Below are 17,846 nucleotides of genomic sequence, written 5' to 3'. Positions count from 1 at the left end.
ATGAAATGGTCGCTGGTCTTATCCGGTGGCGGAGCTTTGGGAATGGCACATTTGGGTGTTCTCAAAGTTCTGGACGGAGAGGGTTATATTCCTGATCTTATTGCAGGAACATCCATGGGTGCTATCATAGGGGCCCTCTGGGCTAATGGCAGCAGCGTGAGTGAAATGGAGGACATCGCCCAGGAGATCAATATCATGGATTTTCAGGAGGGAATGACCTTCAGGATTCCTTTCAACAATCCCGTAACCCGATTCCTTCAGGCCGAAGAGGCCCTGGGTATCCTTGTGAAAGAAAAGGGTATTAACAATGGTTTAAAAATCAGGTCATTTTTAGACGAGATATTCAAGGGGAATACGTTTCAGGACACCAAAATTCCCTTTTACTGCAATGCAGTAGATTTGTTGAAAGGCAATGAAATTGTTATTCACGATGGCCTGTTGTCCGATGGAACTTATGCGTCCATGGCTTACCCAGGATTTTTTTCCCCTATGGAGAGGCCCGATTCGCTGTTGTGTGATGGATCTGTGATCAATAACTACCCCGTCTGGATTGCCAGAGAATTTGGTCCCTCCCGGGTTTTGGGCATTGATGTGGGAGCCTATAAAACAGCATCAAGGAGCGAACTGAATAATGCGCTGGCCATCTTGTTTAGAAGTTACCTGACATCCTGCCAGACTCAGAAGAGAACGGGTAAAGACAGGGCAAACTTGACCTTGCATATAAAATCGGATCGTTCCAGCTTTAATTTTGAAAATATTGAGGCTTGTATTCGCCGGGGAGAGGAAGCAGCGATGGCCAGACTCAAAGACATAAAGAAAGCCCTGACATGGCCTCTACCGGGGAAAAGGATACTTGAAGCATGATAAAAGAGATAGACCAAATCACACAGGATATTATCAAGACATTCAAAGTCAAAGAGGGTATCAATCACCTCAGTGGACCCAACCTCCCTTCCCGCCAGAGCATCATCAATATCATCACAACCCTTGAATCCATAATTTTCCCTGGGTTTCAGGAGAATGAAATACTGGAAGAGGAATTCCTTTCCTACAATATTGGAGAGAAACTCCTTAGATCCTGTCAGAGCCTCATGGCAGAAATCAGCAAGAGCATACGCTACCGGAACCAGGAGAACTCAAATGAACAGTCGCAAAATGATGAGGAAGCCTCACAACTGACATTTGACTTCCTAAAAACTCTCACCACAATTCGCGACATGGCGCTGAAGGATGTGAATGCAGCTCTCAAGGGCGATCCTGCAGCCAGAAGCAGAGAGGAGGTCATCCTGTCCTATCCGGGTCTGGAAGCCATTACAGTTCACAGGATGGCCCATGAACTTTATAAGATGAACATCCCTCTCATTCCGAGAATGATGAATGAACACCTACACCGCAAAACAGGAATAGACATTCATCCCGGAGCCCAGATAGGTGAGTCTTTTTTTATCGACCATGGCACAGGCGTTGTCATTGGAGAAACGACAGTCATAGGATGTAACGTCAAGGTCTATCAGGGGGTGACCCTGGGGGCTCTCAGTGTGAAAAAAGAGGAAGCCAACATTAAAAGACATCCCACCATCGAAGACAATGTCACCATATACTCAGGCGCAACCATACTGGGGGGTACAACAAGCATTGGACAAAATACGGTTATAGGAGGGAATGTCTGGATCACCTCGTCCATTCCCAAGGACAGCCTTGTGTACAACCGGCCCGCAGAGTATATCCTGAAGAACAGATACGGCCAGCAATAAAAGAATCTTCTTCTCATTCCCAAGAGTCATTCCCACTGGTCTTTTAAAAGAATTCTTGCCTAAGGACCTGTTACAACCTATGATGAAAGAGAAGCCTGCCTGATTGAGGAATTTTCTTATGAAAGACAAAAAGATTGATCTGATTATCATCCATTACCACCTCCTTCCCGGTGGAGTTACCGATGTAATAAAGCACTCTCTCCCCCCACTGGCCGGATTAGAAATGATTAAATCCATAAAGATCCTCTGCGGGAAAAAAGAAAATACCAATAAGATGCAGGATTCCATCCACAGTTTGAACCGGGAAAGAACGAATACTCCCATAAGCCTTGAAGTCTTACCCGAACTGGATTACAGAAGCAACCAGAAAGACCCCCTCAGCCCCGAAAGCCTCAAGGATCTCCTGATGAGGAAATATGGTTCATCAGACTCCATTTGGCTGATACACAATTACCAACTGGGAAAAAACTGGGCCTTCACATCAGCTCTAAACAGCATTGCCCGTGAAGGAAAACAGAAAATGATCTATCAAATTCACGACTTTCCCGAATGCGCCCGTTATTCCAATCTAAACGAATTAAAAACAAATCTTCCCGGTTCTTTGTACCCTTCATCGGAAAGCCTTAAATATTGTGTGATCAATGTCCGTGATTTCAAAATCATGAAAGACGCTGGAATGACAGAAGGAAGGATACACCTCCTCGAAAATCCAGTTCCTCTACAAGAGAATCCATCAAAAAAATCAATCAACAAACCAGAACTCAAGCAGAAGTTGAAAGCCAATGCGCCCATGGAAAGTAAATTTGATCCAGAAGGAGAACTTTGGTTATACCCGGTACGGTCCATAAGGCGGAAAAATGTTCTAGAGGGTGGCTTCTTGTGCAATCTGCTCAAAGATCCCGTCAATCTGATTCTGACCCTTCCAGGAATATCTGTTCAGGAAAAAAAGTATTCCGATCTATGTGAAAAGGCATTTGCACGGGGACTGATCCCCGGCTTCTGGGGAACAGGAACTTTACCTGCCGAAGCCGACATCAGTTACCAGGAGATGATCAGCGGTAGTGACCTGATATTCTCATCTTCCGTTCAGGAAGGTTTTGGTTATATGTACCTCAACGCCCTTGTTTGGCAAAAACCGCTGCTGGCAAGACAGCTGGACATAATGGAAGGCTTCACTCCCCTCATGAAGGACTATCCTGCTCATCTCTATGATTCTATACTTGTTCCTCTGGATACTCCCTTGAAAGAACAGTTGCAGAAAGACTACGGCCGCCGCCTGGATGAACTTAAGGCGTATCTCCCGTCTGGAATAAAAGAAAAGCTACATAATGATCTTCACCTTTTGTTAACAGAAGAATCTGTTGATTTTTCCTATCTCCCTCCCACAGACCAATTCTCATTTCTGGAAAAATGCCAAAGCCCCCGGTTTGTTTCTGAATGCAGAGATCTGAATGCTCCCCTATTGGAAAAGATCGAAAGCCTCAAGTCCTTGAAAGTTTCAGACAAAGAAAATTTGATTTATGAAAATTATGGTGATGATGCCTACCAGAAGGCATTTATGAGAATACTGAAGTCTTTTGAACACCCGTATAAAGGAATGAAGGAAGAAGAGGGGGAGGAAGAAACTGTTGATAGAAGCCTCCAAAGAGAGTTTTCAAGGCTAGAGTTTTTCCGCCTGCTCTACCGCTGATGCACAGAATTCCTAAGAAATCAACTCAAGAATGATGTTTCGATAATTTCATACTCACTTTTAGGCTGTACACCCATGGTAGCCCTTGCGCTCTCTTCCCATAAGTTTTAATATATCTGGGTCAAAACTATTCTAATTTTAAGGAATTTTTCATATGTCAAACAAGAAAAAAATGGTCACCATTGACGGGAATGCGGCTGCAGCACATGTAGCCTACGCCTTCAGTGAAGTTGCCGCTATTTTCCCTATCACACCTTCTTCTCCCATGGGTGAGTATTCTGATTCCTGGGCCAGCCAGGGCAGAGAAAATGTCTTCGGCAAAAAAGTCGATGTCTTGGAAATGCAGTCTGAAGCCGGTGCTGCCGGTGCCGTTCACGGATCTCTTTCTGCAGGTGCATTAACCACCACCTTTACAGCATCACAGGGTCTTCTTCTGATGATCCCCAACATGCATAAGATTGCCGGTGAAATGATCCCGACTGTTTTCCATGTTTCCGCCAGATCACTGGCCGCACAGTCTCTCTCCATTTTCGGAGACCATGCAGACGTTATGTCCTGTCTCAACACAGGTTTTGCCATGACTGCTGCTTCATCTATTCAGGAAACTATGGACATGGCTGTTGTAGCACACCTTGCAACACTTAAAACAGAAGTCCCTTTCCTGAGCTTCTTCGACGGTTTCAGAACTTCACATGAAATTCAGAAAGTTGAAGAAATTTCTTACGATACGATCAAAGAAATGATCGAACCCAAATATATTGAAAGATTCCGGGCCAGAGGGATGAGACCTGAAAAACCCGTTGTAAAAGTGGCTGCTCAAAACCCCGATGTATACTTCCAGGGTCGAGAAACAACCAATAATATCTATGATTCAATTCCTGGTGTTGTTCAGGAATACATGGACCTCCTGGCAAAACATGTTGGCCGTCAGTACCACCTGTTTGATTATGTTGGTGCTCCCGATGCCGAAAAAGTCATCATCATCATGGGATCTGGTTGTGATACTGCAGAACAGACTGTAAAATACCTCAACGCCAAGGGTGAAAAAGTCGGAGTTATCAAGGTCAGACTGTACAGACCTTTCTCTGCCAGTGCATTTATCGATGCTCTTCCAGCCAGCTGTAAGAAAATTGCTGTCATGGACAGAACAAAAGAACCCGGATCACTGGGTGAGCCTTTGTACAAAGATGTTGTCACTGTACTGAAAGACAAAGATATCGAAATCATCGGTGGACGCTACGGTCTGTCCTCCAAAGAGTTCAACCCTTCTCATGTAAAAGCCATCTTCGATCACCTTGATGGTAAAGCCTTCCACGGATTCACCGTAGGTATCACCGACGATGTTTCCCACAAGTCAATTGAAGTCAAAGAATTTATTGATGTTGCTCCTTCAGATATCTTCAGCGGTATGTTCTGGGGTCTTGGTTCTGATGGTACAGTTGGTGCCAATAAGAACTCCATCAAAATCATTGGTGACAACACCGACATGAATGCCCAGGCTTACTTTGCCTATGACTCAAAGAAATCAGGTGGTGTTACAACTTCTCACCTGAGATTCGGTAAGTCTTCTGTAAATATGCCCTGGTTAAATGATGCTGCAGACTTTGTTGCATGTTCCAATCCTGCCTACCTGGGTCGCTACGACATGCTGGGTCCCATCAAGGAAAATGGAGTATTCCTGCTGAACACCGAACTTCCTGCTGATGAGATTTTCAACAGTTTGACTGAGAAAGAACAGAAGATTATCATCGATAGAAAAGTTCGTTTCTATGCTATGAATGCTTTGAAGATTTCTGAGGAAGTAGGACTTGGTAACAGAACAAACACAGTTCTCCAGGCAGCCTTCTTTAAGATTTCAGGTGTTCTTCCTGAAGCTCAGGCAATCGAGCTGATGAAAACTGCCATTAAAAAGACCTTCAGCAGAAAGGGTGAAGATATTGTTAAGATGAACTGGAACGCAGTAGACAAAGCCGGAGAGGCTCTGATCGAAGTAAAAGTACCAGCAACCATCACAAAATCATATGAACCACCTAGACTGATTGCAGAAGATTCTGATGATTTCACAAAGAATATCATTGAAAAAATTATGCATCAGAAAGGTGATGACATCCCCGTTTCTCACATGAGCTTCGACGGTGTTCTCCCCACAGGTACCACTAAGCTTGAAAAACGTGGTGTTGCTCCTAGAGTTCCCCACTGGGAATCAGAAGTTTGTATCCAGTGTAATCAGTGTGTTCAGTCCTGTCCTCACGCAGCAATCCGTGCTAAGCAGATTAAACCTGAAGACCTGAGCGGTGCACCCGAAACTTTTAACTCTGTAAAATACAAAGCCTCCAAGACCATGGAACTGCAGTACAAGATTCAGGTTTACACCGATGACTGTCAGGGATGCGGTGTTTGTATTGAAACCTGCCCCGCCAAGGGAAAAGCCCTTGTATGGTCTACTCTGGATAAAGAAAGAGCCATTGGTGAAGAAGAAAACGAAAAATTCTTTGAACCCCTCCCTTACGGAGCTCTCGATGGATCATCCGAAACCAATGTTAAGGGTATGCAGTTCCGCAGACCTTTGTTTGAGTTCTCCGGAGCTTGTGCAGGTTGTGGTGAAACACCCTATGTCAAACTGGTAACTCAGATTTGTGGTGGAAACATGCTGGCTGCGAATGCAACAGGTTGTTCTTCCATTTACGGTGGTACATTCCCCACAATCCCCTATTGTAAAAATGAAGCAGGAAGAGGACCCGCCTGGGGTAACTCTCTTTTTGAAGACAACGCAGAATATGGTTTCGGTATGAGACTAGGTGTTGATTCAAACAGAACTCTTTTGAAAAGAAAAGTAAATGATCTGCTGGCAGCAGGAACTACTCCTGAACTGACTTCAGCATTGAAAGCGTCTCTTGCTCTATGGGATGAAAAAACACAGGAAGCCATTGATGCACAGGATGCTGTTAAAGCAGCTCTGCCTGCGGATGCGGCCGGCGATGAGACCATGGCTAAAATCATTGAACTTCAGGACTACTTTGTAGATAAATCTGTATGGATCATTGGTGGTGACGGTTGGGCTTACGACATCGGATTCGGTGGAGTTGACCATGTAATGGCTGCTGGTAAAAATGTAAACATCCTTGTTGTTGATACTGAAGTATATTCCAATACTGGTGGACAGGCTTCTAAAGCAACACCGATTGGTGCAGTTGCCAAATTTGCCAACGCTGGTATGAGACTGGGTAAAAAGAACTTGAATATCATGGCCATGAGTTATGGATATGTGTATGTAGCATCCATTGCCCTGGGAGCCAACAGAGCACATGCTCAGAAAGCTATCATGGAAGCAGAAGCATTTGATGGTCCTTCTATCATTTTTGCTTATGCACCCTGTATTGCCCACGGCATCGACATGTCTAAGACACAGCTTGAAGAGAAAAGAGCTGTAGAATGTGGTTACTGGCCACTGTATCGCTATAACCCTGCCATGGAAGAAGGAAAGAAGTTTTCCTGGGACTGTAAAGAACCCACAGAAAGCTATCAGGACTTTATCCGCAGTGAAAGAAGATATACCGCTCTGCTCAAAACTGCGCCAGATGAAGCTGAAGCACTATTTGCCGAAGCAGAAGCTGATGCTAAACACAGATGGGATTTCTTCAAGAAGATGGGAGAAATTATGTAAGGATCTGCCCTAGGGCAGTATTCACGGCAATCCGGAAAGCGTTTCACCTCGGTGGATCGCTTTCTGTTTATATAGAAAAAGCAGACCCTCGGGTCTGCTTTTTTTTATTTAATAGGAGTATTGCTGGGTTAATTGATGGAATTTAACGTGAGAAGAAGCGGTTAAACATACTTGTGAATCCTGGCTTATTGTTTATTACTGTGGCATCGGAGAAGTCTTGAACATCCTTCTCGGCCCCTGCAATGAGCAGGACATCACCTTCCTGAAAAACATAATCGGGTGCAACAAAAACGTACTCACTCCCCGTTTTTTTTCCTCTGAGACCCACAACGTTCAAATTCATTTTATCACGTATTCCCGATTCAACGAGCTTTAAACCCAGTATGATCGGAGGTACCTGAACCTCTGCCAGTACCATCTCAGAGCTAATAGGCATATAACTCAGCAAATGAGAAGAAAGGAGAATGGGCGCCAGGCGCATCGCCGCCTCCCTATTGGGGTAAACGACATGTTCTGCTCCAATGAGATTTAGGATTTCTCCATGCTCATCTGTCTCAGCACGAACAAAGATCTTCTTGACTCCCAGCTTCTTTAGGTAATTAGTTACGAGAATGGAAACCTCAATACGATCTCCTGGATCTACAATCACCGCATAGATATCGGGAGGAATAAGTTTTCCTATTGTTTTTTCATTCAGAACATCCGCAATAAATGCTTGATGGACACGGTTTTTATAAGCCTCAATGATAGCGGGATCTTTATCTATGAGTAGAATTTCACAATTAAAAGATTCCAGTTGTTCCAGGATTCTACTTGTAAATGAACTGAGACCGATAATAGCCAATTGCTTTTTCATCCTATCAATACCTCACCTTCAGGATAACGAATATTATAAACTGATTCGGGGCTGACTGCAGGGATAATGATTGCAAACAACCCTATGCGGCCGGCAAACATAGTGCAGATCAGGACCAGCTGACTCAGATCACTTAATTCTGCTGTGATTCCCATAGAAAGACCAACGGTCCCCAGGGCTGAAATACATTCAAATAGAATTTCAAGAAATCCTATGTTGTTCTTCAACTGGATAGTTTCAAAAAGGCTGACAAGAAACACACTGAGAATCAATATAACCATGGCTTTCAGGAAGTACAAAGAGGCTCTGTTCAGAAGTTCCTTGCTAATCCGGCGTCTTAAAAAAGGAATTTCCCCATGGTCATCAATCCCCTTGATGATAATGAGAAAAAGAAGAAATGTGGTCGTTACTTTCAATCCTCCAGCGGTAGAACCAGACCCGCCACCTATGAGCATAAAAACAAGATTTAAAAGAGTAGAAGGAGCTGTAAACCCGGATTGATCTACCGTATTAAACCCTGCAGTCCGTGTTGTAATGGATTGAAACAGAGCAGCCATAAGAGCATCTTCGGTATTCATATCTGAAAACAATCTATGCCGTTCCAGTAGATAGAAGACAAAAAAACCGAGAATGATCAGTATAAAAGTGAACAGGATCATGATCATAGAGTGGTAGCGTAATTTCACTTTGCCGGGGTGGCTGACTTTCTTAAAAAGATTCCAGTGGACCATATAACCCAGCCCCCCTGTCACGATCATGAATGAGACTCCACCCAGTACCTGTGGATTGCCTTGAAATTGTGTCAGGCTATCAGAATAAAGGGAGAATCCAGCATTGCAGAAGGCTGAAATTCCATGAAAAACAGAAGAGAAAAATGGATGTTCCACTCCCTGCCGAACCATGCCTGGAAATATAATGAGGATTCCGGAAAGTTCAAATATCAATGTGAATCCGAGGATACTCCTGATTATATTCTTGGGTTTCTGAATATGTTCAGAACCATAGTACTCTTGAATGATCGCTGTATTGCGGAATGAAAATCGACTGCCAGGGAAAAATAGATAGAGTGTTGAGAAGGTAATGAAACCTAATCCACCGGCCTGTATCAAACACAGCAGGATAATTTTTCCAGATAATGAAAAATCACCAGTGGTGACTGTAGAAAGCCCAGTAACGCAGACTGCAGAAACAGCCGTAAACAGCGCATCTAAACTCCGTAGAGATCCTGCACTGTAGGAGGAAGGAAGTGAGAGTAGTATAGTTCCTACAAAAATGAGGATTAAAAAGTAAAGGAAGAGGACCTGTTTATCTGAAAGTTGTGGAGCTCTGGACACGGTCTAGATCAGATTCCTAATGTACCAGATTGCCGATTTGTTCAAAATCTGATGACGTTATAGTTCCAGTTTGGGAATATACGACATGCCCTGTTTCATCAATCACCATAAAAGTAGAACTCTCATCCTCTAGATGGAACCGATCTTTCATCTTTCCATTCCAGTCTCCATAAACGGGAAGGTTGATTTTTCGGGAATGATCCACCAGTCTGTCCTGCCAAAGCTTTTTAAATAGGCCCAAATCATTACAGTCTACCACGACCACAGTCATGATGTTATTTTTATCCAGGTTCAAAGCCTTCAGATAGTCTTTTAAATCCTGATTTATGTCCATCAAAGACCTGTCTTCATAGAAGATAAGCCCCTTCTTATCCAGCAGATCATCCCTAATGAGAATATGCCCATCACCGGATATAACAGAAAATCCAGGGATAGCATCCCCTATCTGCAATGCGAAAAGAGAGGGAGAGAGGAACAAAAAGAACAAAGGCAGAAAGAGAAGCTGCGGTTTTATTATTTTCATGAAGACTTCCTTTTTCATATTCCATCCATAGTCTAGCACAATCAGCTGCAGGCTCTCTAGTCGTTATCTTCTGATTCAGGAAGAGGCATGGATGCAGCTTTTTCCTTACTGCCTGCTGAAAACTTGAATCCAGGACTCCAGTGTGCCTCTCTGGCAGGGATTGTGATTTCTTCTCCCGTTTTAGGATTCCTTCCAATTCTGGCTTTACGGCTGGGCTTTAGACTGAGCGAAAAGCGCCCCAATCTGCCAAGAGAGACATTTTTCCCCATAAGCATTCCCGTTTCAACCATGGAAATATAATCATCTGTAACTTCCCGGACCTTTTCTTGGGTCAGAGCATTTTTACGTGCCAAATAGGCAATAATATTCTGCTTGTTAAACTGATCGGCATCCTGACTACCCAGGGGAAGCGTTAGATCTCTATTGAGATGTATAAATGAGTTTGTCAGAAAAACTGTCGCTTCTTTCACACGTTTTTCCTGCTCTTTTACCGGGACATCTTCCTTGCAGACCACAATCTTATATAAGGCGGATGTATGCTTAAGAGGCCCAAGGTCAAAGCGGGCCGATTGACCGTAGCTTGCCTGATCGGCTAAGGAAGTCTTATCACATCGGACAATATCGGGTACATCTGTGCGAAGTTTAATGCTGGCATATTCCATCCAACGCTGGGAGCCATATCCCAGACTGACAAGGGAGCCGGAAAAAGTGAGGAAGAGCATTCCCCGGGGATCATCCTTTGAAACAGTCTTAACTTCTTCCATATCCAGAAGGTTGATCTGCTGTGAAAAGAGCCTCTCTTTCTTCTCCCAACTGGAACACAATTTGTTAAAGGCATCCTGGGATTTTGACCATTCTTCGCCCGAAGCCTTAAAGAGACTCTCAAGATGCTGTTTTACTAATTCAGGAATACCCATAGGACTCTCCTTAGTTTAATCACAAGCTGTTCATCATCCAGCTCTTATCAATATAACTCTAAATACATATTAATCTAAAGAATCTGTCAACTTGAGTTCCAGATGCCAATTATCCATCAATTCTATAGTGAACCATTTCCATTATAATCTCCTCATCTCCACCGGGCCCGGTCCCTCCTTCGTACCTGAGAAGCGTGTGTGGAGCCTCTTGGGAATACCAAAAGTATGTCTTGGGGATCATGCCTGAAAAAACAGACAGACCTCCCGATAACTGAGCGGCCAGTTGCAGTTTGTAGGAATTGTATGAACCTCCTTGAAGGTTAATTGTTTCTGATTTTACATATTTAATCATAAAACTCATCTTCCTCTTCTCATCCCTAACCTGATAGGGGAATACAATTCCTAGAGTCCTGGGATGATCAAAGGGATATCCTCTTAAAACATGAGACAGGTCATTAAAGTCTACAATTAGAATTTCATCATCATATAGCACGGGTATGGCTCCTATCTCCGATGTTGTCAAAAAATCACTGCGTCCATCTTTCTGTAAGCGGACGTTTTTCAAAGGAAGCAATCCATCCCTAAGGATCTCCAGAGACATGTTCTGACTATCAGAAATTGTGCTGATGGAGTAACTCTGATGCCCTCGGATTGTTCCATGCTCAACATTGAGAATCAATGTACTGACCTTATCAGCACTCCTAATGGTATATTGAACATGCTCATGGTCCGGTATCATTGGATCCTTCAGTGGACTCCCGGCATATAGTACTGTTCCACAAAACATAAACACACAAAGAGTCCAGATATATCTAATCATATTTTACCCTTTATTCAATATCTGTTTTCCAGGTTTCAGGACCTCTAAAATGAACTTGTCTTAACCCACAAAACTACAAGGCTCGTACCACACGGTTCCGTCCTTCCTCTTTAGCCTTATACAAAGCCGCGTCGGCAGACCGCAGCAATTGATCAGTGATCATATGGATAGAGATACTAGTTAAAACACCCTCATTTGGATGGTTCACCTCATGGTCCTCCTCAGGATTCTCCGAGATCTCAATCGCTACTTGGGCAACCCCAAAACTCGCCAGAACAGAACGTCCGAGCCCAAAGTCATACTCCTCAATTGATCGTCGGATTTCTTCGGCTCTAGCAACGGCACCATCCAGGTCTGTATGAGGGCAGAGTATGAGAAATTCCTCGCCTCCCCACCGTCCTGCTATATCGGTCTTTCGGATCTGTCCCTGAATTATTTGAGAAAAACACTTGAGAATTCGGTCACCTTCCAAGTGACCGAATTTATCATTTACAGATTTAAAGTGATCAATATCAAGGAGAATAACCGAAAAGATCTCACCGTAGCGGGAAAACCGCAAACGTTGCTCCTCAAGACTACGATCTAACTTCTGACGATTGAAGAGCCCGGTTAGTCTATCAGTAACAGAAAGGATCTCAAGCTCTTTTTTGGCAGTTATATCCTGACGGACCGACATATAAGCAAAACGCTCACCATGTCGATTTTCAACAGGTAAGACAATTGAATTTACCCAGTAGAAGGAACCATCCTTCTTCTTGTTTTTAAACTCTCCATACCACGTTTTACCTGAGGAGATCGTTTCCCATAACTCTTTATAGATCTTATCAGAAACTTCAGGATGGCGGATAATATTATGGCTTTGCCCTACCAGTTCCTCTTTGGCATAACCGCAAATCAAGCAGAAGGCATCACTCGCGTAAGTGATAATTCCATCCAGGTTTGTTTGTGAAATAATGATATTTTTGTCGTTAATCGCAATATACCGTTGAAGTTGAAACTCCCTATCACGTTCGATAGTGACATCCCTCTGAACACCAAAATGCCCGGTAATGCGTCCTTGTCCATCAAAGAGAATGATATAGTCTCCTTCAAAAGTGACAGAGCTGCCGTCAAAACGTTTTTCATCCGTATCTATATGAAGTTGCCCTTCATCAAACAACTTTCGCCACAAATGACGTCCCATTTTGTAGTCATGGGCAAAAAAACCGGTAGGAGTCAAACCGAGAAAATCTTCTTCTGAAGCACGGTACTGTTGGAGCAGAGCCTTATTGATTTTTGTGACTCGCTGGTGTTTAAATACGTAGTCCAGTACCGCATCCTTATCCACTGAATCATTCCATTCGACGGGTTCATCAAGCATCATGAAAAAGAATCCATCAAGAGACTGCTTAAAAAATAGATCAAGAAGATTTGCATTTTCTTCCAGTTCCAGCTGAAGATTTTTCTGAAGGGAAATGTTCTTATCAACACCCCTATATCCAATCAATTCTTGAGTTCTATGTTCAAAAAGAGGAATAGCATTCCTGAGTACGCAGACTGGCTGAGGATCTGCCGTCTTGAGCCATACTTCATAGTCGACAATAGCTTTCCTCGCCTCCATTAAATCCCGTAGAGTCATGATGGAGTTTGGGTCTTTTTCTGTTGAGATGAAATCAAAAATGGAATACCCAATAAGCTTGTCTCTGGTAATGCCAAGCAAAGATTCTCCCTTGCCGGAGACATATCGAAGAACCCCAAAACGGTCTGTTTCCCAGATGATGTCCGAAGATGCCTTAGTGATATCGTCAAGACGCATCTCATTTTCACGGATTTTTTCATTTAAATGACTCCGTATAAAGACAAACACGGTGACAAACACAACGAAGATTGCAATAGAAAAGATTACTGGAAAGTGATACCGATGCCCCGTGTGCCATCCATCAACAGGAGCCACAGCGATCTGCCAGGAACCGTTGGGAAACATAACCATACTTTGTATGCCATTTTCTTCTTCGAACAGATCATCATTTCCAAAGAAGGCCCTACCCCATGCTCCTGAACCATTGATTCCACGGACCGAAAGTTTGAGATTATATTTATCAAGGAACGGTAGAAGTTCATCGATCAACGAGTCAAAACTGATGAGAGATGAAACAATTCCCCAAAAAACAATGTTTCCCTTATCCTCATAAAATACAGGGGCTCTTCCCAGTATTCCCTGCCCGCCCTGGACCAAATCGACAGGACCGGCTACCACAAGATCTCCTGATTCGCGTGCTTTATTAACAAGGGGTAATTGCTCTGGTATATCCCTAAAGTCTACCCCGAGTATCGATTCATTTCCTGCTACAGGGTACACATAAGTCAAGACGAGATTTGGTGCTGCTGCCAGGTTCGTAAGCGTTGTGGAATCCCGGAAAATTTGGGAGGCAAAATCCTTGAATCCTTCTTGGGTCACATCGGGATGTACCGAGAGATAGGCTGCCATAGAATGAACAATGTTCAAATCATTGGAGAGAGTCGATTCCATTGATGCACGGATTGATCCCGAAAATTCTCGCACCAGCTCTCGCTCTTCGGCCTGATACCTTTCCAGAAGAAATTGGTGTATAAGAAACCCGCTTACAACACCCATAATGGTGAGTAAAATAAAAGTAAGAGCAGTAGTCTGGATTGTTTTATTCTTCAACAGATTTTCCTGTCCTTACAAGCGGGGTATATGATTAAATGTTAGTTTAAATATTTATGGGCCGCAAGAGATAAATCAAATCATTGAAAATCTGTTGCTCATAGGACTAGAGTTGATCACTAGCATTGCCAGCCCTAGAACCAGGTATTCCTAGTTCTAGGACCTTAAAAAATGACCCGCCTCAAAAGACAGATCGGAATAGGAGGAACAGATGATTCATTAACCCTTGACAGCTCCCAGCGTTAATCCCTTTACAAGAGATTTTTGAGTGATCCATCCAAGGATCACTGCCGGTAGAATAGCAATCGTGGAGGAAGCTGACAACTGTGCCACAAACATCCCCTGCTGTTCCCTGAATCGGGACATATACACAGGAAGTGTTGCCGTTGAATTTCCAGTGAGATTAAATCCTAAGAAAAACTCATTCCAGACAAAGATGGCAACAAGTAAAGCGGATGAAATAATCCCTGTTCTAACAAGCGGCAGAGCAATGGAAATCAATTGGCGGAAGCGGGAACAACCATCAATTTCAGAGGCTTCAATTATCGATTTAGGAACATCTTTAAAAAAGGAATGAAGCATCCACACGACAATGGGAACATGAAATCCTATGTATGCCACCAACAAGCCCAATGGAGACTTGATCAGATTAAATTTCTGATACCAGGTGTAAAGAGGAATAATGACAGCTACCGGAGGTAATAATATGGTTGTAATAAACCAAACATATATTTTTTCTCCGGTATTCCGTTTTTTAAATTTGCCGAAGACGAGAACAAAAGAAGCAGGAATAGCCAACAAGAGGCAGGCAAATGTTGTAAAGAATACTTGAATCAGAGAGTTCTTCAGAAAACCGAACATATTTGCATCACTTAATACCAGTTTAAATGTATCAAGTGTCGGTTTGAAAAAGAGTCTGGGACTGACAGCTTGATGCTCTGTTTTAAAAGATGTCAGAAACATATAAAGGATGGGTGAAAAATATAGGATTGCCACCGCAAAGATAAACACAGAGAGGAGAAATATATTGATTTTCTTTCTGAGATTGTGCCGTCTGACTATTTTAAGTTTATCTGGATTCATATCTTTTTCCCGCATCACTCAAAGGATGCACTCCTTTTTTTAATGATTCGATACAAAACGTTGACAGAAATAAGGGTAATGGCCACTGTCATAGTTGCCAATGCTCCTGCCCTACCAACTTGAGATCCATTGAAAATTTCCATATAAACCGCGTAAGGCAGGTTATACGACCGAGTACCGGGACCACCGGCAGTCGTTACGAGGATCAGACCAATTTCTTTTACAATAAAAATAAGTCCCAACATGGTAGCCACCATGACATGCTGAGAGATCATCGGGAGCTTTATCATAAAGGTTGATTCAAACCAGTTGGCTCCATCTACTCGCATGCTATCCACGACATCTCCCGATATTCCCTGAAGCCCTGCCAGAATAATCAGAACAAAGAAGGGTATCCACTGCCAAGAGAATAGAAAAATAATGACCGCCATGGGGTGGTAACTCAAAAGGTCAACAGGCGTAAACCCCAATGACTTTGCAATGACTCCGTACCATCCGAAAGTCGTATTGAATATGGTTGTTTTCCAGATGACACCACTGGCGGTAGACATGACAAAGAAAGGGCCCATGATCAGGGTTCTTGCAATGTTGATTCCGGGCACCTGATGGTCCAATAGAATGGAAAAGAGGAATCCGAATACGGCACAGAAAATCAGAGTGGAAAGGGTGAGTACTATGGTTTGCCAAAATATGGAATAGAACTCGGGAATAACCGGAAACTCGGGGATTCTCAAATAGTAAAGATAATTTTCAAATCCAATGAATTTAATCGGTAAATCTGGTCTTGATAAATTCCATTTCAGAGTTGAATAAATAATTGTCAAAATAAATGGCACCTGCGTCATGACGGCTACAACAAGAATAGCAGGTAATAGAAACAGCCAATCCTTTTCCTTTTTCATGGGGGTTCCTCAAAATAAAATAAAAATACTTCATAATTATATAATGGATCAGTAAATAGTCCAGAAATTTCAAACGAACATATGAGTTCAGGTAGTCTGAAACGAAACCAGACTACCTGAACAAGTACATGAGAAGTTCAGAAATTATCGATAATCACCATCAATGGCCACCTGATTAAAGAGGTCATTTGTTTTCTTGATAGCTTCATCTAATGTGATCTTATCAACTACATAATCAGCCAGATACTGAGTCATTTTTGTTCCAGCATCGGCAAACTCGGGAATTGCAATATACTGAAGACCAACATAAGGAACAGGATCCAGAGTCGGTTTTGTAAAATCGATAGACTCAAGAGTCTTGAGTGTCATAGCAGCATAAGGAGCCGATTTGTAAGCATCCAACGTGTATGTAGAAGATCGGGAAGCTGGAGGCGTCAATGCACCAGAAGCGTCCAGTTCGGTTGACAGTTTGATGTACTCTTTAGATGTTGCCCAGACCATAAAGTCAAATGCAGCCTGTTTTTTCATGTCATTACTTTTGGGGTTCAAACCCATAGACCAGTTCCATAACCATGCTGTATTTGTTTTCATTTTCTGATGAGGAGGAAGCACATAACCAACCTTGCCAGCTACGGCAGATCCTTCAGACTCCAGAGGTGGGGCAATGGAAGTGGCATCATAGTAGATACCGCAATTGCCGGACTGCATCAGAGCAATACATTCGTTATATGTGTAGGAAAGGATGTCTTTTTGACCGGCTTCCCTCAGTATTTTTTTGTACATCTGCCATGCAGCTCTTTGCTCTGGTGTATCTACGGTAGCATTCCATTCCATATCGTAGAAGCGACCACCGAAGGCATTTACCATGGTTACAAAAGGAGCACCGCTCATTCCCCAGCCAGGAGCGCCTCTCATGGTCATTCCGACAATTCCCTTTGCTGGATCATGGATTTTCTTAGCCAGTTCATAGATTTGCTCCCATGTAGGAGATTCGGGCATAGTCAATCCCTTGGCGGCAAAGAGTTCTTTGTTATACATAATGAAGGAGCTTTCACCATAGAAGGGAAGAGCATAAGCATCTCCATCCAGTGAAACAGATCCGACCATTCCCTGAATCAGGTCCGCACGATCATACCAGGACTTCTTTTCAGAGGACATTTTAGCGAAGTAAGGTTCCAGATTCTCAAGCCAACCAAAGCGGGCCCAATTATTGGCTTCATAGGGGCCAATAAAGAAGACATCATAGGTTGTACCACCGGTGGAAGCTTCTGTAGTTAACTTCTGTATCAAGTCATTTTCAGGAAGCACTGAAATATTAACTTCAACACCTTCTGCCTTATAGTTTTCTCTGGCTATCTTTTCTAGAGCCTGAGAAATGGGATTGTTTGCCAATGCGATGTTGACAACAGTCACACCGCCGGTCTGTTCAACTTCCTGTTGTCCCGCAGCAAATACCATTGTTGTGGCCAACAATAGATTCACCCAGAGAAAGAAAGTCATAACCCTTAGATTCCTTTTCATAAAATTCTCCTTATATTACTAAAATTATTTGGTTCCCCAAATATAGTACAAACAATTACTAAATTTTGCTAAATCCTTTACGCAATCGTTTACTGCAGTAAAGGCACTTCCTTA

Annotated in this window: 13 protein-coding genes; 4 read left to right on the top strand and 9 right to left on the bottom strand. The window is 43.1% G+C overall.

Annotation, left to right across the window (positions count from 1 at the left end):
• The 4 genes from EXM22_RS17815 to nifJ all read left to right on the top strand — a co-directional run bounded on the left by EXM22_RS17815 (nucleotide 1) and on the right by nifJ (nucleotide 7,108).
• Nucleotides 1-864: a patatin-like phospholipase family protein gene (locus EXM22_RS17815; RefSeq protein WP_149487820.1), complete on the top strand. Its 864-nt coding sequence runs from the start codon at nucleotides 1-3 to the stop codon at nucleotides 862-864.
• Nucleotides 861-1,754 carry a serine O-acetyltransferase EpsC gene (gene epsC, locus EXM22_RS17810; RefSeq protein WP_149487819.1) on the top strand — a complete coding sequence of 298 codons (894 nt, stop codon included), beginning with the start codon at nucleotides 861-863 and terminating at the stop codon, nucleotides 1,752-1,754. The genes EXM22_RS17815 and epsC overlap by 4 nt, the downstream gene beginning before the upstream one ends.
• A gap of 118 nt (nucleotides 1,755-1,872) precedes the next feature.
• Entirely contained in the window at nucleotides 1,873-3,444 is a 1,572-nt protein-coding gene (locus EXM22_RS17805) for a hypothetical protein (RefSeq protein WP_149487818.1), read from the top strand.
• Nucleotides 3,445-3,598: 154 nt separating this feature from the next.
• Nucleotides 3,599-7,108, top strand: a complete 3,510-nt coding sequence (gene nifJ / locus EXM22_RS17800) for a pyruvate:ferredoxin (flavodoxin) oxidoreductase (RefSeq protein ID WP_149487817.1) — start codon at nucleotides 3,599-3,601, stop codon at nucleotides 7,106-7,108.
• A 142-nt stretch (nucleotides 7,109-7,250) separates the two neighbouring features.
• Here the strand turns inward: nifJ and EXM22_RS17795 are convergent, their stop codons facing one another.
• The 9 genes from EXM22_RS17795 to EXM22_RS17755 form a co-directional block, all read right to left on the bottom strand.
• Nucleotides 7,251-7,964 (bottom strand): potassium channel family protein, encoded by a 714-nt coding sequence (locus EXM22_RS17795; protein WP_149487816.1) that lies wholly within the window; start codon nucleotides 7,962-7,964, stop codon nucleotides 7,251-7,253.
• Complete coding sequence (locus EXM22_RS17790) at nucleotides 7,961-9,298, bottom strand: TrkH family potassium uptake protein (protein WP_149487815.1); 1,338 nt, start codon at nucleotides 9,296-9,298, stop codon at nucleotides 7,961-7,963. Before EXM22_RS17790 ends, EXM22_RS17795 begins: the two co-directional genes overlap by 4 nt.
• A 16-nt stretch (nucleotides 9,299-9,314) precedes the next feature.
• Complete coding sequence (locus EXM22_RS17785) at nucleotides 9,315-9,821, bottom strand: TlpA family protein disulfide reductase (RefSeq protein WP_168203607.1); 507 nt, start codon at nucleotides 9,819-9,821, stop codon at nucleotides 9,315-9,317.
• A gap of 56 nt (nucleotides 9,822-9,877) precedes the next feature.
• Nucleotides 9,878-10,738, bottom strand: coding sequence for an HU family DNA-binding protein (locus EXM22_RS17780; RefSeq protein WP_149487813.1), 861 nt, complete (start codon nucleotides 10,736-10,738; stop codon nucleotides 9,878-9,880).
• Nucleotides 10,739-10,847: 109 nt separating this feature from the next.
• Nucleotides 10,848-11,477, bottom strand: coding sequence for a hypothetical protein (locus tag EXM22_RS17775; RefSeq protein ID WP_168203606.1), 630 nt, complete (start codon nucleotides 11,475-11,477; stop codon nucleotides 10,848-10,850).
• Nucleotides 11,478-11,631: 154 nt separating this feature from the next.
• On the bottom strand, nucleotides 11,632-14,226 hold the full coding sequence (locus tag EXM22_RS17770; RefSeq protein WP_149487811.1) for a diguanylate cyclase: 2,595 nt from the start codon (nucleotides 14,224-14,226) through the stop codon (nucleotides 11,632-11,634).
• 219 nt (nucleotides 14,227-14,445) lie between these two features.
• On the bottom strand, nucleotides 14,446-15,309 hold the full coding sequence (locus EXM22_RS17765) for a carbohydrate ABC transporter permease (protein WP_149487810.1): 864 nt from the start codon (nucleotides 15,307-15,309) through the stop codon (nucleotides 14,446-14,448).
• Nucleotides 15,310-15,323: 14 nt separating this feature from the next.
• Complete coding sequence (locus EXM22_RS17760; protein ID WP_149487809.1) at nucleotides 15,324-16,211, bottom strand: carbohydrate ABC transporter permease; 888 nt, start codon at nucleotides 16,209-16,211, stop codon at nucleotides 15,324-15,326.
• A 144-nt stretch (nucleotides 16,212-16,355) separates the two neighbouring features.
• Entirely contained in the window at nucleotides 16,356-17,732 is a 1,377-nt protein-coding gene (locus tag EXM22_RS17755) for an ABC transporter substrate-binding protein (protein ID WP_149487808.1), read from the bottom strand.
• Nucleotides 17,733-17,846: the final 114 nt, after the last annotated feature.

Origin of the sequence: Oceanispirochaeta crateris (genome assembly GCF_008329965.1) — a bacterium.
GTDB classification, from domain to species: Bacteria; Spirochaetota; Spirochaetia; order DSM-2461; family DSM-2461; genus Oceanispirochaeta; species Oceanispirochaeta crateris.
This window is presented reverse-complemented; position numbering and strand designations above follow the sequence as displayed.

What these genes read in the sequence shown, in the direction of transcription:
- nifJ (WP_149487817.1), top strand. Translation starts at nt 3,599, where the DNA reads ATGTCAAACAAGAAAAAAATGGTCACCATTGACGGGAATGCGGCTGCA.
- EXM22_RS17785 (WP_168203607.1), bottom strand. Translation starts at nt 9,821, where the DNA reads ATGAAAATAATAAAACCGCAGCTTCTCTTTCTGCCTTTGTTCTTTTTG.
- EXM22_RS17760 (WP_149487809.1), bottom strand. Translation starts at nt 16,211, where the DNA reads ATGAAAAAGGAAAAGGATTGGCTGTTTCTATTACCTGCTATTCTTGTT.
- EXM22_RS17780 (WP_149487813.1), bottom strand. Translation starts at nt 10,738, where the DNA reads ATGGGTATTCCTGAATTAGTAAAACAGCATCTTGAGAGTCTCTTTAAG.
- EXM22_RS17815 (WP_149487820.1), top strand. Translation starts at nt 1, where the DNA reads ATGAAATGGTCGCTGGTCTTATCCGGTGGCGGAGCTTTGGGAATGGCA.
- EXM22_RS17795 (WP_149487816.1), bottom strand. Translation starts at nt 7,964, where the DNA reads ATGAAAAAGCAATTGGCTATTATCGGTCTCAGTTCATTTACAAGTAGA.
- EXM22_RS17805 (WP_149487818.1), top strand. Translation starts at nt 1,873, where the DNA reads ATGAAAGACAAAAAGATTGATCTGATTATCATCCATTACCACCTCCTT.
- EXM22_RS17765 (WP_149487810.1), bottom strand. Translation starts at nt 15,309, where the DNA reads ATGAATCCAGATAAACTTAAAATAGTCAGACGGCACAATCTCAGAAAG.
- epsC (WP_149487819.1), top strand. Translation starts at nt 861, where the DNA reads ATGATAAAAGAGATAGACCAAATCACACAGGATATTATCAAGACATTC.
- EXM22_RS17755 (WP_149487808.1), bottom strand. Translation starts at nt 17,732, where the DNA reads ATGAAAAGGAATCTAAGGGTTATGACTTTCTTTCTCTGGGTGAATCTA.
- EXM22_RS17775 (WP_168203606.1), bottom strand. Translation starts at nt 11,477, where the DNA reads ATGATACCGGACCATGAGCATGTTCAATATACCATTAGGAGTGCTGAT.